Genomic DNA, 20,874 nt, shown 5'->3' with positions numbered 1-20,874 from the left:
GCTGCCGGCAAGGTCTACTACCTGAACTTCAAGCCCGAGCAGGATCAGGATTGGCAGGATCTGGCCGCTGAGTACACCAAGGAGACCGGCGTGCCTGTGACCGTTGTCACCGCTGCTTCCGGCCAGTACGAGACCACCCTGATGAGCGAGATGGAGAAGAGCGAAGCTCCTACCCTGTTCCAGGTCAACGGCCCTGTGGGTCTGGCAAACTGGAAGGACTACTGCCTCGACCTGTCCGACAGCCAGCTGTACGGTGAGCTGACCAGCGACTCCTTTGCACTGAAGGACGGCGATGCCGTTACCAGCATCGCTTACGTCATCGAGACCTACGGCATCATCTACAACAAGGAGCTGCTGACCGCCGCCGGCTACACCCAGGACGACATCAAGGGCTTCGATGACCTGAAGAAGGTCGCCGACGACATTCAGGCCCGCAAGGCTGAGCTGGGCGTTGATGGTGCTTTCACCTCCGCCGGCATGGACGGTTCTTCCGACTGGCGCTTCAAGACCCATCTGGCAAACCTGCCCATCTACTACGAGTACAAGGCTGACGGCATCGGCTCCACCGACGCCATCAAGGGCACCTACCTCGACAACTACAAGAAGATCTGGGACCTGTACATCACCGACTCTACCTGCGACCCCAAGCTGCTGGCTTCCAAGACCGGCAACGACGCCGTGGCTGAGTTCGTGGGCAAGAAGGCCGTCTTCTACCAGAACGGCACCTGGGCTTACAATGACGTGAAGGATCTGGGCGACGACAACCTGGGCATGCTGCCTATCTACATCGGCGCTGAGGGCGAGGAGAACCAGGGCCTGTGCACCGGCTCCGAGAACTTCTGGTGCGTCAACAACACCTCCTCCGATGAGGACATCCAGGCTACTCTGGACTTCCTGTACTGGTGTGTCACCTCTGAGGCCGGCACCAGCGCGATGGCTGACAAGATGGGCTTCGTCATCCCCTTCAAGAAGGCTAAGGACTCCACCAACCCCCTCATCGCCATCGCCAACGATTATGTTGCTGAGGGCAAGACCAGCGTTGACTGGTGCTTCTCCACCATGCCTTCCGAGGAGTGGAAGAACGGCGTCGGCTCTGCACTGACTGCTTATGCAGCAGGCACTGGCAGCTGGGACGATGTGGTCACCGCCTTTGTGGACGGCTGGGCCAAGGAGTACAAGCTGGCCAACGGCTAAACGTTCTCCTTCTTCCGCAGTAGCTGGATAACGGGGAGGCGGGCGATGTGTTCGCCCGCCTCCCCTTCTTTTTCAGGAGGTATATCATGCAAAAGGCCATCAGTAAATATTGGCCGGTGTTCGTACTGCCCACTCTGCTGGCGTTCATCATCGGCTTCATCTGGCCCTTCATCTGGGGCATCTATCTTTCCTTCCAGCGTTTCACCACCGTGAGCAAGACCACCTTCGTGGGCCTGCAGAACTACATCAACGTCTTTTCGGACGAGACCTTCCTCCACGCCTTCAGCTTTACGGCGGCGTTCACCGTGGTGTCCACCGTTCTCATCAATGTCTGCGCCTTCGCCATCGCGCTGGTGCTCACCCGCGGCATCCGCGGCACCAACCTCTTCCGCACCGTCTACTTCATGCCGAACCTCATCGGCGGCATCCTGCTGGGCTACATCTGGCAGATCCTGCTCAACGGTGTGCTGGCCAACCTGCAGAGGCCTCTGCTGGCGCTGGACGCCAAGGCCGGTTTCGTCGGTCTGGTCATCCTGATGTGCTGGCAGCAGATCGGCTACATGATGATCATCTACGTCGCGGGTCTGCAGAGCGTCCCCGGCGACCTCATTGAGGCTGCGAAGATCGACGGCGCAAATGACCGTGAGATCCTGTTCAAGATCAAGATCCCGATGGTCATGCCCAGTGTCACCATCTGCACCTTCCTCACCCTGACCAACAGCTTCAAGCTGTTCGACCAGAACGTGGCCCTGACCGCCGGTGAGCCTGCCAACGCCAGTGAGATGCTGGCCCTGAATATCTACAACACCTTCTATGGCCGCTCTGGTGCTCAGTGGAAGGGCATCGGTCAGGCAAAGGCCGCGGTGTTCTTCCTCATCGTCGTGATCATCTCGCTCATCCAGCTCAAGTTTACCCGTTCCAAGGAGGTGCAGCAGTAATGCCGAAAGATAAAAAAATGTGGGACAACATCCTCACTGTCATCATGAGCCTGCTGTGCCTGCTCTGGATCTATCCCATCGTCCTGATCTTGCAGAACAGCCTGAAAATAGAAGGCACCTTCACCACTTCCACCGTCTTCAAGCTGCCTACGGCTGAGACCTTCGCGGGCCTTAGCAACTACATCTACGGCGTCACCAAGATGGGCTTTCTGTCCAGCCTTGGCTACAGCCTCGTCATCACCGTGTCCAGCGTGGCCCTCATCCTGCTGTGCTGCTCCATGACCGGCTGGTACCTTACCCGCGTGAACAACAAGCTGAGCAAGTTCATGAATCTGCTCATCGTCTTCTCCATGGTCGTCCCCTTCCAGATGGTCATGTTCACCCTGTCCAAGACCGCCGACACCCTCAATCTGAACACCCCCTGGAACATCTGCATCATCTATCTGGGCTTCGGTGCCGGTCTGGCCGTGTTCATGTTCACCGGCTTCATGAAGAGCGTCCCCATCGAGATCGAAGAGGCTGCCATGATCGACGGCTGCAACCCGATCCAGATCTTCTTCAAGGTCGTCTTCCCCATCCTCAAGCCCACCATGATCTCCACCGCCATCCTTGAGACGATGTGGGTCTGGAACGACTACCTGCTGCCCACGCTGGTGCTGGACATCAAGAAGTACCGCACCATTCCCATGGCCATCCAGTATTTCCGCGGCGGCTATGGCCGCGTCGAGCTGGCCCCCATGATGGCCTGCATCATCATCGCCATCATCCCCATCATCATCCTTTACATGACCTGCCAGAAGTACATCATCGAGGGTGTCGTGGCAGGCGCTGTCAAGGGTTAAAACAAGGAGGTTCCAGCCATGCGTGCAAGCGGCATTCTGATGCCCGTCTTCAGCCTGCCGGGTCCTTACGGCATCGGCACGCTGGGAAATGAAGCCTTTGCCTTCGTCGATTTCCTTGCGGCTGCAAAGCAGACCTACTGGCAGATCCTCCCCATCGGCCCTACGGGCTACGGGGACAGCCCCTACCAGAGCTTTTCTGCCTTTGCCGGCAACCCTTACTTTATCGATTTCCGTCTGTTGGCAGTGGACGGCCTCCTCACCGAGGCTGAGCTGCCCGCGTCCCAGCCGGTGGGTCCCGTCGATTACGGTGCGCTCTACCAGCAGCGGCCCGTGGTGCTCCATAAAGCGGCTGACCGCCTGCTGGCTTCCCCCACCCCGGCCTATGAGGCTTTCTGTGAGGCCCAGAGCGGCTGGCTCGAGGACTATGCCCTCTTCATGGCCGTCAAGGCCGAGCAGGAGCAGGCCGGTCTCTCCGACTGGCCCGACGACCTGCGCACCCGGGAGCCTGCGGCCCTCACCGCCGCCAAAGAGCGGCTGGCCGCCGAGGTGGACTACTACAAAGCCGTGCAGTTCTTCTTCTACACCCAGTGGAACGCCCTCAAGGCCTATGCCAACAGCCACGGCATCCAGCTGGTGGGCGACATCCCCATCTACGTCAGCCCCGATTCCAGCGACCTCTGGACCCACCCGGAGCTGTTCCAGACCGACGGCGCCGTCCACCTGACCAGCGTTGCCGGATGTCCGCCCGACGCCTTTGCCGCCGACGGTCAGCTCTGGGGCAACCCGCTCTACGACTGGCCCCGCCATGAGGCCGAAGACTTCCGCTGGTGGAAGCAGCGCATCAAACACGCTACTTCCATCTACGACGTCGTCCGCATCGACCATTTCCGGGGCTTCGAGAGCTACTACTCCATCCCCGCCGGGAACAAGACCGCTGCGGGCGGTCACTGGGAGAAAGGCCCTGACCGCGCCTTCATCGACGCCATGCACAAGGCTCTGGGCGAGGGCGGCATCATCGCCGAGGATCTGGGCTATCTGACCCCCGAGGTCAAGGCCATGCTGGCCGCAAGCGGCTACCCGGGCATGAAGATCATGCAGTTCGCCTTCGACAGCCGCGAGCCGGGCAACTATCTGCCCTACACCTACCCCCGCAACAGTGTGGTCTACACCGGCACCCACGACAACGTGACCGCCGAGGGCTGGCGTCAGAGCGCCAGCGCCGAGGATGTGGCCTACGCCTGCCGCTACCTGCGCTGCGCACCCGAAGACCTCACCGAGGCCATGATATGCGCCTGCCTTTCCTGCGTGTCGGACATGGCTGTCATCCCGCTGGCCGACTGGCTCCATCTGGACGCTGAGGCCCGCATCAACACCCCCAGCACCCAGGGTGCCAACTGGCAGTGGCGGCTCACCCAGCCGCTCACCCCGGCCCTCAGCGCTCACATCGCTGAGCTGACCACGCTGTACCACCGTGTGCCGGGCGAAGAACTTTAAGTTTTCCCCATTTTTCTCCGATTCATCCTGATAGCAGCAGCGCCCTGCCTGCCGTCCCCTCACGGACAGCAGCCGGGGCGCTGCTGTTTTTGCGTTTTTCTTCAAATTTCACACAACATTTTTTCGGAGTCTCCGGCCTGCTTTGCTCTTTATATTTTATCGTTTTTTCGTTTGTTTCTCCTGGATTTTCCGTTTTGGAGTCCCAAATCCCGTTCCGATTATGTTTTTTCGCTCTCTTGTTGTTTTTGGGCAATTATGCTATAATTCAGGTAACTTAGTCCCCGTCTGTGGACGGAGCGCATGTGCGAAAGGAGCATTCCCACTATGGAACTTACATATCAGAGCCCGCTGATGCCGGCTTCCTACACTGCCCTCTCTGCCGATGAAATGACCTATATTGATGGCGGTGCCATCCAGATAGGCTCTTATCTCATCGAATTCCATCCCGAGGCCCTGCTTCAGTCTGTGGTCAACTTCACGGTCAACTTTGGCCAGCTGATGGGCAAAGCCGCCCTCGGCACAGCCGTTGGCGGCCTCATCCTGATGCACAAGGATGGTCTGACTCTGTCCCAGTCGGTCTCCTATTACTGGGATGGCCAGAACAAGGCCGGCAAAGCTGCCACTGTGGCGGTCGGCGCTCTCGCTGGCTGGTACGGCGCAATGCAGGCTATCCAGATCTATAACACGGTCAAGTCCATCTTCATCGAGCTCAAGAATGCTTACGCGCAGACCAAGGCAAATATTGCCGCGTCCCAGCAGCAGGATGCCGGCATCACTGACCCCATCGTGGCTGCAGCTGCCTGAGTCTGTTTGATTTGACGGAGTGATAGAAAGGAGTCGTTTATGAAACGCATCCAGATGCCTTCTTCCTATGCTGTTGTACCGGACGGAGAAAAAGCCCTTCTTGGCGGCGGCGGCGCATTTCGTGACGCATGGACCTCATTTACGGACCATCTCCGTTTCACTGATTTCTTCTTTAGAGGTGGACTGCTCTCTCTCTCCATCTCGTTCATTCCGAAGCTGCTGTTCAATGTGGTCAAGGCCGGCTTCAATGCCGTGGAAGGCGTCCACACCTTCTTCTTCGGCGGACCGAGCAAGGCTGCAGAAGACCTTCAGACCTACAAGAACGATATGAGCGCTCTGCGTGCAGACGCAAAGTCTCAGCGCGGCTGATTTTTCCTGAAATCAAAAATGCCCTGCGGCGGTGGATCCTCACCATGCCGCAGGGCATTCTTTTTGTGTTTTACATGACCCGCACGGTTCCCTGTTCCCGCAGCGAGAGCAGATAGCAGCAGCCCGGGCCGAACAGCGCCTCCATCGCAGCGCAGTAGCGCTTTACCAGCGCATCCGGTACAAAAGCCTGGATCGTTCCGGCAAAGCCGCCGCCCTGCATCCGCCATGCACCGCCGGTGCCTGCAAGGATGCTCTGGCTGATAGCCAGCGCCGCCGACAGCCCCTGATGCTTCGGCGAAGAAACACAGTAGACATTCTGGCAGCACTCAAAGGACGAGTGGCCGCTCTTCTCCACCAGCCGGGCAAAGGCGGCAAAGTCTCCTGCCACAAGAGCATCTCTCTGGGCAAGGGTACGGGCATTCTCCTCAAAATAGTGGATGGCACGCAGCACGGCGCGGTCGCCGCATTGTTCCCGCAGACGGGGCAACTCCTGCCAGAAGTGTTTCTCCTCCACCTCGCCCAGCACCTTGCCGCCCAGACAGGCTGCCACGGCTTCCATCTCGTTCCGGATGGCCGCGAACTCGCCGGTCAGCTCGCTGTGGCTGGCGCGGGTATCGGTGACGCAGAGGGTCATGCCCTCGGGCAGGACGCCGTCCGCATGTATCTTCTCAATTTTCGGTGCCGTCGGGTCGGCAAAATCCGCAAAGAGCACCCCGCCCACGGCGCTGGTCAGCTGGTCCAGCAGGCCGCTGGGCTTGCCGAAGTAGGTATTCTCCGCAAACTGGCAGATGCGGGCCAGCGCAGGGGCGTCCAGGCCGCAGCCATATTCCGTGTTAAGGATAATGGCCACGCCCATCTCAAAGGCTGCTGAGCTGGACAGTCCCGAGCCCCGCAGCACATCGCTGGCCGTGTAGGCATCGAAGCCGCCCACATCGCAGCCCTTTGCCCGGAAGCCCTCCGCGATGCCCCGGATGAGGCTGGCCGAGTGGGTGCTCTCCCCCTGCTGCGGCTCCGCTTCGGTCAAATCAATGACGTCCAGCTTGTTGAAGCCACGGGACTTGACCCGGATGAAGCCATCCTCGTTCCGGGACGCCACCGCCACAAGGTCCAGCGTGACCGCACCCGCAAGGCCGTAACCGTGCTGGTGGTCGGTGTGGTTGCCGCCAAGCTCTGTGCGGCCCGGAGCCGAATAGACCTGCACCTGCCGCCCCGGCCCATAGTAAAGCTCAAACTGCTCAAGGGCCGCATCATAACGGCTGCGCTGGCGGGCCAGGACCTCCTCGCTGCCGCCGTAAAGCGCGGCCAGCGTGGCGTCCCACCTCCCTGCTGCGATCTGTTCTCTGAGCTGCCTGCTGGTTGCCATCCAGAACCCCTCCCTGCGCTCTCTGCAATGTTCGGTTTGTTACCGCTATTGTAATGCATCCGCTGCCATTTTGCAATTTCAACCCGCAAAAAAAGTAATTTTCGGTGTCCAGTCCAAAGAATAAGATGTACTTTTGTTGAATTTGCGGGGGCAGATGTGGTATACTCAGGCTATAGAGCCAACAGGCAGGAGGGAACCGCAATGGCAGACGTCTACAAGCAGTCGTTCAAGCAGAACTACACCAACAACATCGAGCTGTCCATCTTCAACTGCGGTCTGGAGCGCTGTGCTCCGGGGCAGACCTGGGGTCCCGGCATCCGGGACCACTACCTCATTCATCTGGTCGTCTCGGGCAAGGGCGTGTTCGAGGTCGGCGGACGCACCTACGAGGTCGTGCCGGGCGATCTGTTCTTTGCCCGCCCCAGCCAGCTCATTCGCTATACTGCCGACGAGGCCCAGCCGTGGGAGTACAGCTGGGTCGGCTTCAACGGTGCCTGCGCCCACAAGCTTGCGGCGCAGCTGCCTTTCACCGACGCTGCTCCCGTCCACCACACCCAGGACCTGGAGGGGATGCGGGCGGCCCTGAGCAGCATCTACTCTTCCCGCGGCCTGCAGCCCCAGGACGAGGCCGCGATGGTGGGCTATCTCTACCTGTTCATCGCCGCCCTGATGCGGGAGACCAGCGAGAGCCGCCCCCACAGCACCTCTTCTTCCAGCCAGTATGTCCTGAACGCCATCAAGTACATCCAGTTCAACTACTCCCACGACATCTCCATCGACGATGTCGCCAAGAGCGTCGGCGTCTCCCGGAGCCATCTGTACCGGGTGTTCATGCTCAATGTGGGCAAAAGCCCCATCGACTATCTGACCGAATACCGGGTCAACGAAGCCTGCAAGCTGCTGCGCAGCGGCACACTGTCCATTGCCGAGGTGGCGGCATCGGTGGGCTTCCTCGACCAGTTCTATTTTTCGCGGGTGTTCAAGCGCGCCAAAGGTGTGCCGCCCAGCAAGTATATGACTTCGCAGGCTGACGCAGACGTCCAGCCCGCCCCTGACGAGACATAAGGAGAGATCATTCCATGCCCTTACAGAAAAACCAGCTTCTCACCCTCCGCATCGAGCGTCTTTCCAGCGACGGCAGCGGCGTTGCCCACTCGCCGGAGGGCGAGGCCGTCTTCGTCCCGGGTACTGCCCCCGGCGATGAGGCTCAGGTGCGTATCGTCAAGGACTGCGGCCGGTATGCCTTCGGCATCCTGGACAAACTGCTCACTCCTTCGCCTGACCGCATCCCGGTGGACTGTGCTGTCGCCGGCCCCTGCGGCGGGTGCAGCCTGCGGCACATGGACTACGCCGCCGAGCTGCGGTCCAAGCAGGAGAGCGTCGCCGACGCCTTCCGCCGCATCGGCGGACTGGATGTGCCGGTGCTGGATGCCCTTCCCTCCCCTGAGGTGGACCGCTACCGCAACAAAGTACAGTTCCCGGTGGGCCGCGACAAAAACGGTGCGCCCTGCATCGGCTTTTACGCCGGCCGCACCCACCGCATCGTCCCCTGCCCCGATTGCAGATTACAGCCCGGCGTCCTGAACGACATCGGCAACGCGCTCTGCAGCTTCTTCGCCGCCCACGGCATCCAGCCCTACGACGAGGAGAGCGGCAAGGGCCTTGTTCGGCATATCTTCCTGCGCCGGGGTACACACAGCGGCCAGATCATGGTCTGCCTCGTCTGCACCCGCCCGAAGTTTCCCCACAGCGAGGAGCTCGTGGCCGCGCTGCGGGAGCAGTTCAGCGATATTGCGTCCGTCCTCATCAACGTCAACGCCAAGAAGACCAATGTCATCTTGGGTGAAGAGACCATCTCGCTCTACGGCCCGGGCTACATCGAGGATACTCTTTGCGGTGTGCCGGTCCGACTCGGCCCCCTCTCCTTCTATCAGGTCAACACACTGGCCGCTGAGCGGCTCTACGGCATCGCTGCCGAGTACGCCCAGCTGGAACCCTCGGACGTTCTGCTCGACCTCTACTGCGGCATGGGTACCATCGGTCTCTCCATGGCCGACCGCTGCCGGGAGCTCATCGGCGTGGAGATCGTGCCTGAGGCTATTGACAGTGCCAAGGCCAACGCCGCCCGGATGGGCGACGCCGTCGCCGCTAAGAGCCGCTTCTTCTGCGCCGACGCCGGTCAGGCTGCGGCCCGCCTCGCCGCTGAGGGCCTGCGGCCTGATGTCATCATGCTCGACCCACCCCGCAAGGGCTGCGACGAGACGACCCTTTCCGCCGTCGTCCAGATGTCCCCCCGCCGGGTGGTCTACGTCAGCTGCAACCCCTCCACCGCCGCAAGAGATGCCGCATGGCTCGAAGAGCATGGGTATCATGCGGAGAAGGTGCAGCCGGTGGACCTTTTTCCCCGAACACGGCATGTGGAGGTTTGCAGTAGTTATATCAGAGTAGACAAATAACCTGCCGATTTTGTCGGCGTCAACAAAATCGCGTTATTCGCGCGATTTGCGAAAAGTCAGCGAAAAGTGCGCGTAAATTCAGCGATTCCGCAATCTAAGCACAAAGGCCGCCCAGTACGGACGGCCTTTGTGCTTTTATTCTTTGTACGCTCCAATGCTCCTAAGGAAAGCCGATTCTTGAATGTATTGCACATCCTCTGCGATTGAGCTCACCGACGATCTACTGGATCGTATCTCAAAAGAGTTTACTATAAATTTTTGCAATGCCTGCAAATTGTAGTCAATTACCGACTTTCCGAAAAACAACGTAAGCGCCCGGATGATGGCTTCTTCATGTCCAGCAAATTCACATACAAACAGCTTGCGTTCCGGGATAAAATATACCCAATATGGAAACCGCTTTTTGTCATAGGAATTCTTTGCGTCAATGCATAGTGGGTCATTTTTTACGAAGTTCACCGCCCGAGCCATAATTTTGTTTAACTCGTTTTCTCCTATTGTGCAGCCTGCAGGAAAAAGCTCCTCCGTGAATTTCAAAAATAATTCTTCACCTTGGATTCCCGCAAACACTTCATTCCATACGGAACCCCATTCTTTATGCGCGTCGGTTTTTTCAAAAAGCATCGTACAGGCCAGTTTAATAAAGCTCTCAGGCGACGATACTTTGAAATGCAATTTTTCCATATATACCACCTATCAACTACGTCTCAGGGGAAAAGCTCCAATGTATATCAATATTTTCCCCGTCCAGATCTATACGGCGGATAAGGCTATGGACAAGCTCCCGCCTTTCGTCCAGAGTGCCGTTGTCCAGAACGTCCTCTGCCCCGACCAAGGCAGCCCGGGCAGCATCCAGGCGCTGGGTGGGCGGCTCCTCTACGGCCTCCGCCAGGGCGGCTTCCACGCCGTCAATTTCCGCCTGGAGCTTTGCCACGCGGTCTCCGACCATAGAGGCAGGCAGTGAACCGCCCATCTGGTACAAGTCCAGAACACGCCCCATCTGCGCCCGCAGATCGTTCAGGCGCTGTTGCAGCGCAGCCCGGCGCTGGGCTACATCTTCGTCCTGCTGCGGCCCGGACACCGCCAGCTCAAGCGCCGCCGGGTCAAACGCCAGCTTCCGAATCTCGCCCTCTATAATAGCGTCCAGCTTCGCCACCGCCCAGCGGTCATTCCGGCAGTTTGGATCGCGGATCATGTGCTTTGCGGATTTTGCCCGAGAGTAACAAACGTAGTATGGCCAGTAGCGCTTATTCTCGCCTCTTCCCGAGTAATTGCCACTGGCAAAGTACCGGGCGCCGCAGCGGGCGCACCAAATAATGCCGCCCAGCAGGTGCGTGGATTTGAACGGAGAATTCCGCTCCATACCATCCGAACAGGTACGCTTCCAGCTTGAGGTGGCAAGCCGGGCAGCGGCAGCGTCAAAGGTTTCCTGCGAGATCAACGGCTCGTGCTGGCCGTCATATACCTTTTTTGCCCAGTTTATCTTCCCAGTGTACAGCGGGTTTTTGAGGACGTCCCGCACTGTGGTATCAGACCCCCAATCGCCGTCCTTTGTGGTGTAGTGCGCAGCCATATATTTACGAATGCGGTTCACCGGCCAGCCTTGGAGGTATAGAGAGAACACCTCCCGCACCTGCATTGCCTCGTACTCGTTCACTACAAGCCCAGCGCCGCCCTCGGCAATGGTCTTGTAATCGTAGCCGATGGGAGCAAAGCCGCCGCCATGGAAGAGGCCGGCCTTTGCCCGACCGACACGGCCAACCGCCATGCGTTCCCGGATCTGTTCACGTTCCAGTTGGGCGAACACCGACAGGATGCCGATCATAGCCCGGCCAAACGCCGTGGATGTATCAAAGTTTTCGTTCATGGAAACAAAGGCGCAGCCGTTTTTTAGGAACACGTCCTCGATCAGATACAGGGTATCCTTTTGGGAGCGGGACAACCTGTCCAGCTTCCAGACCAAAACAGCATCGCACTTTTTCGCCTGCACAAGGGAGATCAGCTGCTGCATACCCGGACGTTCTAGCTTTGCCCCGGAAAAACCCGGATCGGTGATGACCTGGGCAACCACCCAGTCCTTCGCCAGACAGTACGCCTTTAGTCGCTCCTGCTGCTCGCTGACAGAATAGCCTTTTTCGGCCTGCTCTCTCGTGCTGACGCGGACATAGCACACCACCCGCAGGCGGGCGGAATCCATATCGCGCATAAAATCACCCCTTTTCAAATTCAGGGCGACGTGCTACAATAAAGGCAGTCGGTTCCATGCCAACTGCCTGTGCTTTGTGGCGCAGCCCCCTGTTCCAGCAGGAAGCGGCCGCCTCACCTTTTTATGTTGTAGCACTGGCCCCAGCGCTGACCCTTTCCAGAGGGTCGGCGCTTTTTTTATTTACTGGCTATCTTCCTCATAGCCAAAAAATTTGTTCCACTTTGCAGAGTATTTCTTCGGGTGGCGAATTAGCTTAAAGCCGCCCACGAGAAAAGGAATCGCAACGATCAGGCAAAGCGGATAGATCATGGATATAATTAAAAACAAGGCTCCGCAAACAAAAACCAAAATCCCAAAAATACAAGTACCTACGGGAGATGTTTTGTTATTTGGACGATCTTCAATTTCAAAATCGTCCTCGCCAGATTTTCCGCTCTCGGACACATAGCTGATACCAGTACCAGGAACCGAGAGGGTCGTCCGGGTTTTTCCGTTTGCCATTTTGCCAACACGAACGCCCTTCACTCCAACGCTGGTTGATACGCCCGACTTGCTGAACGTCACCCGGGCGGGGCCAGCCTTAAAAGATTTTCTTGCACGAACACCCATAATAAATCCTCCTTTCTGTTTACCACCAAAGACCACACCCCAACTGGGGCGTGGTCTTTTTTTCATTTTACCCGGTGTCTGCGGGTGTACTCATAGCTGCGGCAGTTGGGGTGCCGGATGCAGTACCAAAGTTCTTTTCGTAGGCGGCCTCGGCAGCCGCTACCCCGGAACCAGGCGGAGATGCCTCTGCGCTTCCGGATTGCGCAGAGGAACCAATGATTTTTTGCATCACATCCCAGAACGCCTGCCGCTGGGCTTTGGACAGCTTGCAGTAATTTTCTACCATGTCCCGCTCCAACGGCGTCAGATCGTACTGCGCAGCCAGGGCATCCACAGCGCCGGAACTTTCCGGCAGGAACATCTCCCCGGCGCCGTTCAGCAGCCATTCCCGGCTGACGTTGAACTCCTTGCAGATCAGAATCGCGTTTGATTCCGTCAAGCGGCTTTTCCCGCTTTCAAGGTACGACATAGCGGAGATTTTAATTCCAATCCTGGAACCAAATTCCTGCTGGCTTAGCCCCAGCGCCTGGCGCACTGCCTTTACACGTTCATTTTCGGTCACTCAAATCACCTCCTTTCTTGTGGTTCCTATATTACCACAAAATTTCGACAATTCAAGTCCAAAAGCGATTTTTATACTTGACTTTTTTCGATAATCGAAGTATTATACTTGCGTAACCGAACTTCAAGACTTCGGTTATAGAAACCACACGGAGGTGAACCAGCAACATGAAGAACAACACCGCAGAGAAGAACAACGCCCCCAGCGCCGCCGAGATCGCGGCAGTGGTCGCGGCCTTCAAGAGCGCGACCCGGGAAGAGCAGCTGGTCTTAAACGGCGTGATGCTGGGCATGGCTACCCAGCGCAGCATCACCGAGCGGGCAGGGTGAGGGGGTGAGGTGACCCGCATGAAGATCACGAACCACTTCCCGGACGGCACAACCCGCAGCACAACGGCGGGCGTCCGGGTGCCGTACACCGTAAACACCGCCCCGGCCTACCAAACTCTGGCAGCTGTGAGCGAGAAACCCCGGGCACGGGAAACGCCCGAAAAGAGGTGATTTTTCCACACTTTTCCCCAGGCTTTCAACACTGCTGATACGAGAAACTAACAGGAGGCAACGAAGGAAATGGAAAGGCTTTTGATGAAGTTCGGCTGCACCGCAGGCCAGGCCGCAGCTCGCGCCCCACTTTATACCGGGGTGCTGGTCTACGAAGTGCTGGTGCTTGCAGCTTGGATTTTCCTGGCTCTCGACCAGGCCGGACGGCTCGACCGCCTGGGTTATAACCTCGGCCTGACCCTTCGCCGCCTACTGGACTACACCCACGAAAGAAGGTGAGGCCGCAGCCCCTGCCCGAACATCCACCCACAACGCCAAAGGAGGCACGACATGGAACATACCAAAGCAAGCAGCCTGATTGACATGGCCAACGGCGCCATCAAGGAGCGCCTGGACTACGAGATGGGCCGCGTGATTCAGAACATCAGCGACCCGAACACCAAGGCTACCGCCAAGCGCACCATTACGGTGAAGATCACCTTGGAGCCGGACGAGGAGCGCCAGCACGTTGAGGTGAGCGCTACCGCTTCCAGCACCCTGGCGGCCCTGCACCCGGTCAAGACCGCCCTTGCGGTCGGCCAGGAGGGCGGCCACACCGTAGCTGTGGAGCTTACCCCGCAGATTCCCGGCCAGTTCGACACCTACGGTGGCGAGGCCCCGGAGCGCAAGGTTCTCAAGTTTGCCGACATTCACACTGCATAAAGAAAGGACTACAAAATGGAGATCAAGAACAGCTTCCTCGCGGACGCAATCGCCTCTCTCGCCGACCTGGGAAAGAAAGCCGCAGAGCCTACCTTCCACGAAGTCAATGGGCGCACCTTCCTGGTAACCGGCAGCGACTACACGGAAGTTGAGCCGCCGGAACTGGCAAAGCCCGGCATGTACATCACCCGCAGCCTGAACGCCTTGGTGGTGCTCGTAAAGACGGAAGTTGACACCCTGTTCGGTAACGACGCCCTGCCGCTCTACGTTTCCTGCAATTCCTACGATAGCGTGAAAGTTTTTACTCGCCCGATTGCAGATGCAGACCTTTACCGCTGGACGCCCTATACCGCCAACGCCAGCGACCTCCCGCCGCTGGTTGAGGATGTGCGTTGGAGCTTCGACGAAGCGATGATCAAGCTCCGCTCCATGTTCCAGCGGGCGCCCGAGGGCGAGAAAAACGACGTGGATTACATCCTCGACCTGCTCTCCCACATGAGCTTTGACCAGAGCGTCAAGAGCGACGACAACGGCATCACGCAGACGGTGCAGGTGCGCAAGGGTGTCAGCTTTGTGGAGAACAAGGCAGTCCGCCCCATCGTAACCCTGGCGCCTTACCGCACCTTCCAGGAGGTGGAACAGCCGGAAAGCGAGTTTGTGTTCCGGGTCTACGATGACCGCAGCATCAGCCTGACCGCAGCGGACGGCGGGATGTGGAAGCTGGCCGCCCGGGATGCAGTCAAGTGCTACCTGGAAACCGCCCTGTGTGATGAGATCGCCGCAGGCAAAGTCAATGTGACCCTGTAAAGCCCCATTTGGATGCCGCCGCCCGTGGAGTAGCGCAGACGGCGGAGGGTGGGAACGAGGGATAACACCACAGAAAGGGGACGCATACAGAAATGAAAATAGCCCTGCAGCACGGCCAGATCATACTGGCCGAGATAGAGCCGCTGCGGTACGACCAACTCAAGCGCATGGGGATTTTCCGCTGGAACAAAACCACACGCACCATGACCGGCCCGGTCAGCCTGGACGCCCTTAACGCCTTACATAACCGCTTCACTCTCCCGGACTTCGTGGAGACCGAACGGGAACGCCTGGCAGAGGTCGCCCGCCAGGTAGAACAGCAACGGGAGGCCACAGAGCCGAAACCGCTTGCAGCATACCCGGTCAGGGCGCAGATGTTCCAGCACCAAATCCGGGGCGCCAATATGGCGCTGCTGCAACTCACCTCGGGAGGCAAGGAACAGCATAAAGGCTTTGGTTTTCTCTTTGAAATGGGCTGCGGCAAAACCCTGACGGCCATTGCCACGATGGGCACCCTGTACCAGCAGCACCGCATCGAGCGGGTGCTGGTAGTAGCCCCGACCAGCGTGTGCAGCGTCTGGCCCCACGACCTGCAGCAGTTCGCCGCTTTCCCCTACCACTGCGAAACCCTGCTGGGAGAAAAGAAAAAGCGCCTGGAAGGCCTGGACGCCTTGGAGGTCTGGCCTTTCGCCTCGCTCAAGATCGCGGTCATCAACTACGAAAGCACCCACCGGGACGGAATCTTTGACGCCCTGGCTGAGTACGACGCCGACCTGATAGTCTGCGACGAAAGCCAGCGCATCAAGAACCACAGTGCCGCCCAGAGCAAAGCCCTGCACAAGCTCGGCGACAAGGCCCGCTATAAATTGGCCTTGAGCGGAACCCCGGTGCAAAACAACGCCGTGGACTTGTACAGCCAGTACCGCTTTTTAGACCCGGCGGTCTTCGGCTCGAACTTCTTCGCTTTCCGAAACCGCTACTGCGTAATGGGCGGCTACGGACAGCATCAGATCATAGGCTACAAGCACATGGAGCAGCTCATACAGAAAGAACACTCCATAGCCTACCGCGTAACCAAAGCCGAATGCCTCGACCTCCCGCCGCAGACCTTCGAGAACCGATATGTGAAGTTCAGCCCGGCGGAGCGCAAGCTCTACGACCAACTCCGAAAGTCCAGCTTCGCGGAGCTTGCAGGCGGCGACAGCATAACCGCAACCACGGTGCTGACCAAAATGCTCCGCTTGATGCAGCTCACCGGCGGCTTCACACAGACCGACGACGGCACCCGCCCGCAGCAGATCGGCACGGCCAAGCTGGACGCCTTGGAGGACATTCTGGACGACTACGTCCAGGAGGCCGGGCAGAAGCTGGTGGTTTTTGCCCGGTTCCGCCCCGAAATCGCAGCCATTGAAAACCTGCTCCGAAAGAAGGGCATCAAGTACGGCTCGATCTACGGCGACGTTCCGCAGGCAGAACGGGGCGGCATAGTGGACGACTTCCAGCAAAACCCGGAAACCAAGGTCTTTGTGGCGCAGATTCAGACAGCCGGCCTCGGCATAACGCTTCACGCCGCCAGCGCCGCAGTTTTTTACAGCATGGATTACAACTATGCGAACTACGCGCAGGCTTTGGCGCGGATTCACCGCATCGGGCAAAGCAACCCGGTGACTTACATTCACCTCCTGGTGGAGGACAGCATCGACGACAAGGTGCTTGCAGCCCTTGAGAAAAAAGAGGACATCGCCAAAACCATAGTGGACAGCTGGCGAACCTACTTCTAACCGAAAGAGAGGAAGAACAACAATGACGATTCCCGAACAGGTGGACGCATACCGCGCCCTGCTGGATGAAAAAGACCGCCTGGCAGAGGAAACCAAGGCCAACAACCGGGCCATCGAGGCCGCCCGGGACGCCCTCGCAACGGCCATGATCGAGGACGAAACCCCGCAGATCACCCGGAACGGCTACTCCTACACCCTGACGCCCAAAACCAAATACAGCAAGGCAGCAGGCAAGGACGCCGAATTGATGGACGCCCTCCGCTCCAACGGCCTGGGCGACCTGATCAAAGAAACGGTCAACGCACAGAGCCTGCAGGGTGCCATGAGCAACCTGGCAGAGGAAAATGACGACGAGCTTCCCGAGGAATTCGAGGGACTTGTGAACGTGTACAGCTTCAACGACATCACCCGGCGCAAGAGCAGCCGGAAACAGTAAGGGAGGATAAACACCATGGCAAACGAAAACGCTTTGACCGCGGTTCAGAGCTTCGCTCTGGCACCCATCAGCAGCGAGGTCACTGACCTCATCAAGGAAGAACTGGACGGCCTCGGCCAGATTCCCTTTGACACCGTGAAGATTCCTGCCGGTGGCAGTGTGACCTTTGAGCTTTCCGGCGACGACCCGGACAACCCCGAAGTGGTACAGACCCTGACCGGCGTAATCGTACACCATCACGCCGTCAACAGCTACTGGCCCGGCGAGTTTGACGGCAGCAACAACGTGCCGGACTGCAGCAGCGCGGACGGAAAGCAGGGTCTGGACATCAAGACCGGCGAAGTCCGGGACTGCTCCACCTGCCCCTTCAACCAGTTTGGCAGCAGCAGCAAGGGCAACGGCAAGGCCTGCAAGAACGGTCACCGCATTTACCTCCTGCGCAGCGGCGAGATGCTGCCCATCCTGATTTCCCTGCCCCCTACGAGCCTGCGGGCCTTTAAGGACTACGTCGCAAAGCGCCTGGTGGTAAAGGGCAAGCGCAGCAGCAGCGTACTCACCTCCATCAAGCTCAAGAAGGAAAAGAGCGCAGACGGCATTGCGTACAGCAGCTGCGTGTTCACCAAGGCGGGCGACCTGACCCCGGCACAGATCGAACAGGTAAAGCCCACGGTGGCCTGGATCAAGAGTGTGGCCTCCACGGTACCTGTGGTGGCGGAGGCAGAACAGCCCACCGTCGCACAGACCGACGCTGACGGCTTCGCCCCGGTGAGCGACAAGAACGATGTACCGTTCTAACTTCACGGCCTCCGACTGACCCAGTGCGGGCTGCAGGGTAACAGCCTTGCGGCCCGCAACTTTTTTGACTTGGAGGACAGACGTGGACAAAGTAAATCTCGATGAGCTGCTGAACTATAAAGAGGAATACAGCAAGTTCGTGCAGAAACCCGAATATAAAAAAGAGCGCATGACAAGCCTCTGCCCCTTCCACGACGACCGCAAGCCCAGCTTTTCCGTGGATCTCAAAACCGGCAAATTCGTCTGCTTCGCCTGCGGTAAGGCGGGCAACTACGTCAGCTTCAGAGCGGAGCTGGACGGTTGCTCCAACGCCGACGCCTACAAACGAATTCTCCGGGAGCATGGAGTGGACGAGGCAAAAAAGGAACCCGCCCGCCAGAACTACACCGTGGACGACTACGCCAAAGAGAAGAACCTCCCGGCTGCCTGGCTGCGGATGGTCTGCAGCCTGGAGGACGGCAGGGAAAAGGACGGCACCCCCTACGTCAAAATCCCCTACTTCGGTGAGGACGGCAAGCCAAAGGTCACCCGCAAGCGCATGGGGCCGCACAAGTTCAAGTGGGGCTTCGGCTCGGCGGGAAATATGCTGCCCTACGGCCTCTGGCGCAAAGAGGGCTTGGAGATCGCAGGCAGCTGCATCTTGGTGGAGGGAGAGAGTGACGCACAAACCCTTTGGTTCCTCGGCTACCCCGCCCTGGGCATTCCGGGCGCTTCCACGTTCAAGCCGGAATGGGCGAAGAGCCTCAAGGGGATAGAAACGCTCTACATCCATAAGGAACCCGACCAGGGCGGTCAAACCTTCCTGGACAAGGTGGCTCACGCCCTGAAAGATGCCGGCTTTGATGGAGGGGTGAAAACCTTCTCCTGCGCAGACGGCGGGCAGAAAGACCCCTCCGCCTTGTACCTCGACCTGGGCAAGGAAGCCGCCCAGGACAAGCTGGAAGAACTGCTGGCAGCGGCGCAACCCCTGGACTTGGAACACCTCGACGACGCCCTCCCGGTGGCGATTGAGGGCGCACCCAAGAACCTGCGGCAGCCGCCCGGCTGGCAGTACGGCGAGTTCGGAATCAGCCGCATCGACGAAAAGACAGAACAGCTGGTCTGCGTCTGCCGGACGCCGATCATCCTGACCAAGCGCCTCAAAAAGACCGACACCGGCGAAGAAAAGATAGAGGTCGCCTGGAAGCGGGACGGCAGGTGGCATGACGCGATTTTCCCCCGCTCCATGATTTTCCAGAGCCGCAGCATTACGGTGCTGGCAGACAAAGGCTGCACCGTAACCAGCGAGAACGCAAAGCAGGTGGTGCGTTTCCTTGGCGCTTTGGAGCAAGAGAACATCGACGCCCTCGGCCTGCAGGAAAGTACCTCCACCTTCGGCTGGCAGTCAAACCACCGCTTCCTTCCCGGCCACGCCCCGGACATGGTGCTGGACATCGAACCCAGCATGACCCGCTGGGCTACCGCCTACTGCAAAAACGGCACCCTGGAAGACTGGGTGGCAAGCATGGCTCCGCACCGCAGCCGCCCACGGTTCCGCTTCATACTGGCCGCCAGCTTCGCCGCCCCCCTGCTGGCGATCATCAAGCAGCGAATCTTCTTCGTGTACAACTGGGGTGGCAGCCGGGGCGGTAAGACCGCAGCCCTGAAAGCAGCCCTGTCCGCCTGGGGCGACCCGGAGCGGCTTATGGCAAACTTCAACGCAACCCAGGTGGCGCTTGAGAGAATGGCCGGCTTTTACTGCGACCTCCCGCTCGGTATAGACGAGCGCCAGCTTGCAGGCAACAAGCAAGAGGGCCTGGAAAAGATCGTGTATATGCTGGCCAACGGCACCGGGCGCAGCCGGGGCAGCAAGGACGGCGGCCTCCAAGAACTGCGCACCTGGCGCAGCGTGATTCTGGCGACAGGCGAGGAACCAATCGGCAAGGCGAACAGTCAGACCGGCGTGAGTACCCGAGTGCTGGAAGTGGTAGGCGCTCCCTTTGAGGACGAAACCAGCGCCAGCGATATGCACCAACAGGCAGCGCTAAACTGCGGCTGGGCAGGCCCGGCGTTCATCCAGTACATCCTGGACATGGGCGACAGCGCCATAATAGACGAATACAGCGAGGTGCTGGAACGCATCCGGGTGCTCATGGGAACCCGGAACGGTAGCCACACCGCAGCGGTTGCCACCGTGACCCTTGCAGATCAGATGCTTTCCAGGTGCATCTTCCACGAGGATGCAGACACCGCCCTCATGGAAGCCCAGCACATGGCCAACTGCATCACAGCGGGAATCCAGGAACAGGAACAGCCGGACGTGAACGAGCAGGCCGCTCAGTACATCAGCGACTGGATCAGTGCCAATGCCAACAGCTTCACCGATACCAACGCCATCGGCCAGAGGTACGGCAGCATTGAGGACGGCACGGCGTTCATCCTGCCCACCATCCTGCGGGAAGCTCTGGAAAAAGGCGGTTTCTCCTACCGAAAAACCATGAACTGGCTTGCAGAGAACGACGTCATACAGATTGACCCGCACGGAAAGTATCAGATACAGAAAAAGTTTGGAGGCAGAAACTGCCGCATGGTCGCCATAGACACCGAAGCCCTGCAAAACCCGCCCGACCCGGCAGGATTCAGGGAAATCACGGACAAAGACGACTTGCCCTTCTAAGCCAGGTGCGCAAGCCCACAGAGAGCCGCAACGCTTGCGGCAGCAAACTTTCCAGGCTGAAATTTTTGCAGCATCCACGACGCAAATTTTTCCAGTGGAAAAAACAAGGGCGTGGTTCATGTGGACAGGAAACACCAACGAAACACCACGGTAACATGTTCGAGATTGCCCAGGTGTTACCAAAAAACAAGCGAAAATCCGCTCTTTTTACAAAAGAGTAACACCAGTAACACCAAAAAACAAAATACATTCGTGACGAAGCGGAGAGACAAACCGCCTCCGCTTTCCGTATATACCAGCTGTAAAAAATAGGTGCTACCTGCTACCTTTGACTTTTTCACGATAGAACGCAAAAAAGTC

22 protein-coding genes are annotated in these 20,874 nt (G+C 58.6%); 17 read left to right on the top strand and 5 right to left on the bottom strand.

Annotated features, from left to right (window positions below; genetic code table 11):
- The 6 genes from AAAU26_RS04130 to AAAU26_RS04105 all read left to right on the top strand — a co-directional run.
- Positions 1 to 1,194: ABC transporter substrate-binding protein (locus AAAU26_RS04130; protein WP_349180921.1), on the top strand; the 1,194-nt coding region annotated here is incomplete at its 5' end.
- 86 nt (positions 1,195 to 1,280) lie between these two features.
- A complete protein-coding gene (locus tag AAAU26_RS04125; protein ID WP_227618743.1) occupies positions 1,281 to 2,132 on the top strand; it encodes a carbohydrate ABC transporter permease in 852 nt (283 codons plus the stop codon).
- Positions 2,132 to 2,974: a carbohydrate ABC transporter permease gene (locus AAAU26_RS04120; protein ID WP_149794286.1), complete on the top strand. Its 843-nt coding sequence runs from the start codon at positions 2,132 to 2,134 to the stop codon at positions 2,972 to 2,974. The genes AAAU26_RS04125 and AAAU26_RS04120 overlap by 1 nt, the downstream gene beginning before the upstream one ends.
- Positions 2,975 to 2,992: 18 nt before the next feature.
- Entirely contained in the window at positions 2,993 to 4,468 is a 1,476-nt protein-coding gene (gene malQ, locus AAAU26_RS04115; protein WP_227618744.1) for a 4-alpha-glucanotransferase, read from the top strand.
- Between the two features lie 324 nt (positions 4,469 to 4,792).
- Entirely contained in the window at positions 4,793 to 5,272 is a 480-nt protein-coding gene (locus AAAU26_RS04110; protein WP_158396974.1) for a hypothetical protein, read from the top strand.
- Positions 5,273 to 5,311: 39 nt separating this feature from the next.
- Positions 5,312 to 5,641, top strand: coding sequence for a hypothetical protein (locus AAAU26_RS04105; protein WP_158396972.1), 330 nt, complete (start codon positions 5,312 to 5,314; stop codon positions 5,639 to 5,641).
- Between the two features lie 70 nt (positions 5,642 to 5,711).
- Here the strand turns inward: AAAU26_RS04105 and AAAU26_RS04100 are convergent, their stop codons facing one another.
- Positions 5,712 to 7,004 (bottom strand): galactokinase, encoded by a 1,293-nt coding sequence (locus AAAU26_RS04100; protein ID WP_227618745.1) that lies wholly within the window; start codon positions 7,002 to 7,004, stop codon positions 5,712 to 5,714.
- A gap of 201 nt (positions 7,005 to 7,205) precedes the next feature.
- Here AAAU26_RS04100 and AAAU26_RS04095 point away from each other — a divergent pair, with 201 nt between their 5' ends.
- Both AAAU26_RS04095 and rlmD read left to right on the top strand, forming a co-directional pair.
- Positions 7,206 to 8,069, top strand: coding sequence for an AraC family transcriptional regulator (locus AAAU26_RS04095; RefSeq protein WP_158396968.1), 864 nt, complete (start codon positions 7,206 to 7,208; stop codon positions 8,067 to 8,069).
- Positions 8,070 to 8,083: 14 nt separating this feature from the next.
- Positions 8,084 to 9,460: a 23S rRNA (uracil(1939)-C(5))-methyltransferase RlmD gene (rlmD, locus tag AAAU26_RS04090; RefSeq protein WP_227618746.1), complete on the top strand. Its 1,377-nt coding sequence runs from the start codon at positions 8,084 to 8,086 to the stop codon at positions 9,458 to 9,460.
- Between the two features lie 135 nt (positions 9,461 to 9,595).
- Here the strand turns inward: rlmD and AAAU26_RS04085 are convergent, their stop codons facing one another.
- The 4 genes from AAAU26_RS04085 to AAAU26_RS04070 all read right to left on the bottom strand — a co-directional run bounded on the left by AAAU26_RS04085 (position 9,596) and on the right by AAAU26_RS04070 (position 12,837).
- Positions 9,596 to 10,144: a hypothetical protein gene (locus AAAU26_RS04085; protein WP_227618747.1), complete on the bottom strand. Its 549-nt coding sequence runs from the start codon at positions 10,142 to 10,144 to the stop codon at positions 9,596 to 9,598.
- Between the two features lie 16 nt (positions 10,145 to 10,160).
- Complete coding sequence (locus AAAU26_RS04080) at positions 10,161 to 11,666, bottom strand: recombinase family protein (protein WP_227618748.1); 1,506 nt, start codon at positions 11,664 to 11,666, stop codon at positions 10,161 to 10,163.
- A 180-nt stretch (positions 11,667 to 11,846) separates the two neighbouring features.
- Positions 11,847 to 12,275 carry a DUF4236 domain-containing protein gene (locus tag AAAU26_RS04075; protein ID WP_227618749.1) on the bottom strand — a complete coding sequence of 143 codons (429 nt, stop codon included), beginning with the start codon at positions 12,273 to 12,275 and terminating at the stop codon, positions 11,847 to 11,849.
- 67 nt (positions 12,276 to 12,342) lie between these two features.
- Positions 12,343 to 12,837 (bottom strand): helix-turn-helix domain-containing protein, encoded by a 495-nt coding sequence (locus AAAU26_RS04070; RefSeq protein WP_227618750.1) that lies wholly within the window; start codon positions 12,835 to 12,837, stop codon positions 12,343 to 12,345.
- A gap of 167 nt (positions 12,838 to 13,004) precedes the next feature.
- Here AAAU26_RS04070 and AAAU26_RS04065 point away from each other — a divergent pair, with 167 nt between their 5' ends.
- The 9 genes from AAAU26_RS04065 (at position 13,005) to AAAU26_RS04025 (ending at position 20,514) form a co-directional block, all read left to right on the top strand.
- Positions 13,005 to 13,166: a hypothetical protein gene (locus AAAU26_RS04065; protein ID WP_227618751.1), complete on the top strand. Its 162-nt coding sequence runs from the start codon at positions 13,005 to 13,007 to the stop codon at positions 13,164 to 13,166.
- 18 nt (positions 13,167 to 13,184) lie between these two features.
- Complete coding sequence (locus AAAU26_RS04060) at positions 13,185 to 13,337, top strand: hypothetical protein (protein ID WP_227618752.1); 153 nt, start codon at positions 13,185 to 13,187, stop codon at positions 13,335 to 13,337.
- A 69-nt stretch (positions 13,338 to 13,406) separates the two neighbouring features.
- The gene (locus AAAU26_RS04055) at positions 13,407 to 13,616 is read left to right on the top strand and encodes a hypothetical protein (RefSeq protein WP_227618753.1); all 210 of its coding nucleotides are present in this window, start codon (positions 13,407 to 13,409) and stop codon (positions 13,614 to 13,616) included.
- Positions 13,617 to 13,667: 51 nt separating this feature from the next.
- Complete coding sequence (locus tag AAAU26_RS04050) at positions 13,668 to 14,039, top strand: hypothetical protein (RefSeq protein ID WP_227618754.1); 372 nt, start codon at positions 13,668 to 13,670, stop codon at positions 14,037 to 14,039.
- A gap of 15 nt (positions 14,040 to 14,054) precedes the next feature.
- Positions 14,055 to 14,846, top strand: coding sequence for a hypothetical protein (locus AAAU26_RS04045; protein WP_227618755.1), 792 nt, complete (start codon positions 14,055 to 14,057; stop codon positions 14,844 to 14,846).
- A gap of 92 nt (positions 14,847 to 14,938) precedes the next feature.
- Complete coding sequence (locus AAAU26_RS04040; protein WP_227618756.1) at positions 14,939 to 16,627, top strand: DEAD/DEAH box helicase; 1,689 nt, start codon at positions 14,939 to 14,941, stop codon at positions 16,625 to 16,627.
- 22 nt (positions 16,628 to 16,649) lie between these two features.
- Positions 16,650 to 17,063, top strand: coding sequence for a gp33 family protein (locus AAAU26_RS04035; protein WP_227618757.1), 414 nt, complete (start codon positions 16,650 to 16,652; stop codon positions 17,061 to 17,063).
- Positions 17,064 to 17,078: 15 nt separating this feature from the next.
- The gene (locus AAAU26_RS04030; RefSeq protein WP_227618758.1) at positions 17,079 to 17,858 is read left to right on the top strand and encodes a hypothetical protein; all 780 of its coding nucleotides are present in this window, start codon (positions 17,079 to 17,081) and stop codon (positions 17,856 to 17,858) included.
- A gap of 82 nt (positions 17,859 to 17,940) precedes the next feature.
- A complete protein-coding gene (locus tag AAAU26_RS04025; protein WP_227618759.1) occupies positions 17,941 to 20,514 on the top strand; it encodes a DUF927 domain-containing protein in 2,574 nt (857 codons plus the stop codon).
- Positions 20,515 to 20,874: the final 360 nt, after the last annotated feature.

The sequence above is a fragment of the Faecalibacterium longum genome (genome assembly GCF_040094125.1).
Classification (GTDB): domain Bacteria; phylum Bacillota; class Clostridia; order Oscillospirales; family Ruminococcaceae; genus Faecalibacterium; species Faecalibacterium longum.
The sequence above is the reverse complement of the archived record's forward strand: the minus strand, read 5'-3'. Positions and strand labels throughout refer to the sequence as shown.

Coding starts and splice junctions, on each gene's coding strand:
- AAAU26_RS04125 (WP_227618743.1), top strand. CDS start 1,281: ATGCAAAAGGCCATCAGTAAATATTGGCCGGTGTTCGTACTGCCCACT.
- AAAU26_RS04120 (WP_149794286.1), top strand. CDS start 2,132: ATGCCGAAAGATAAAAAAATGTGGGACAACATCCTCACTGTCATCATG.
- malQ (WP_227618744.1), top strand. CDS start 2,993: ATGCGTGCAAGCGGCATTCTGATGCCCGTCTTCAGCCTGCCGGGTCCT.
- AAAU26_RS04110 (WP_158396974.1), top strand. CDS start 4,793: ATGGAACTTACATATCAGAGCCCGCTGATGCCGGCTTCCTACACTGCC.
- AAAU26_RS04105 (WP_158396972.1), top strand. CDS start 5,312: ATGAAACGCATCCAGATGCCTTCTTCCTATGCTGTTGTACCGGACGGA.
- AAAU26_RS04100 (WP_227618745.1), bottom strand. CDS start 7,004: ATGGCAACCAGCAGGCAGCTCAGAGAACAGATCGCAGCAGGGAGGTGG.
- AAAU26_RS04095 (WP_158396968.1), top strand. CDS start 7,206: ATGGCAGACGTCTACAAGCAGTCGTTCAAGCAGAACTACACCAACAAC.
- rlmD (WP_227618746.1), top strand. CDS start 8,084: ATGCCCTTACAGAAAAACCAGCTTCTCACCCTCCGCATCGAGCGTCTT.
- AAAU26_RS04085 (WP_227618747.1), bottom strand. CDS start 10,144: ATGGAAAAATTGCATTTCAAAGTATCGTCGCCTGAGAGCTTTATTAAA.
- AAAU26_RS04080 (WP_227618748.1), bottom strand. CDS start 11,666: ATGCGCGATATGGATTCCGCCCGCCTGCGGGTGGTGTGCTATGTCCGC.
- AAAU26_RS04075 (WP_227618749.1), bottom strand. CDS start 12,275: ATGGGTGTTCGTGCAAGAAAATCTTTTAAGGCTGGCCCCGCCCGGGTG.
- AAAU26_RS04065 (WP_227618751.1), top strand. CDS start 13,005: ATGAAGAACAACACCGCAGAGAAGAACAACGCCCCCAGCGCCGCCGAG.
- AAAU26_RS04060 (WP_227618752.1), top strand. CDS start 13,185: ATGAAGATCACGAACCACTTCCCGGACGGCACAACCCGCAGCACAACG.
- AAAU26_RS04055 (WP_227618753.1), top strand. CDS start 13,407: ATGGAAAGGCTTTTGATGAAGTTCGGCTGCACCGCAGGCCAGGCCGCA.
- AAAU26_RS04050 (WP_227618754.1), top strand. CDS start 13,668: ATGGAACATACCAAAGCAAGCAGCCTGATTGACATGGCCAACGGCGCC.
- AAAU26_RS04045 (WP_227618755.1), top strand. CDS start 14,055: ATGGAGATCAAGAACAGCTTCCTCGCGGACGCAATCGCCTCTCTCGCC.
- AAAU26_RS04040 (WP_227618756.1), top strand. CDS start 14,939: ATGAAAATAGCCCTGCAGCACGGCCAGATCATACTGGCCGAGATAGAG.
- AAAU26_RS04035 (WP_227618757.1), top strand. CDS start 16,650: ATGACGATTCCCGAACAGGTGGACGCATACCGCGCCCTGCTGGATGAA.
- AAAU26_RS04030 (WP_227618758.1), top strand. CDS start 17,079: ATGGCAAACGAAAACGCTTTGACCGCGGTTCAGAGCTTCGCTCTGGCA.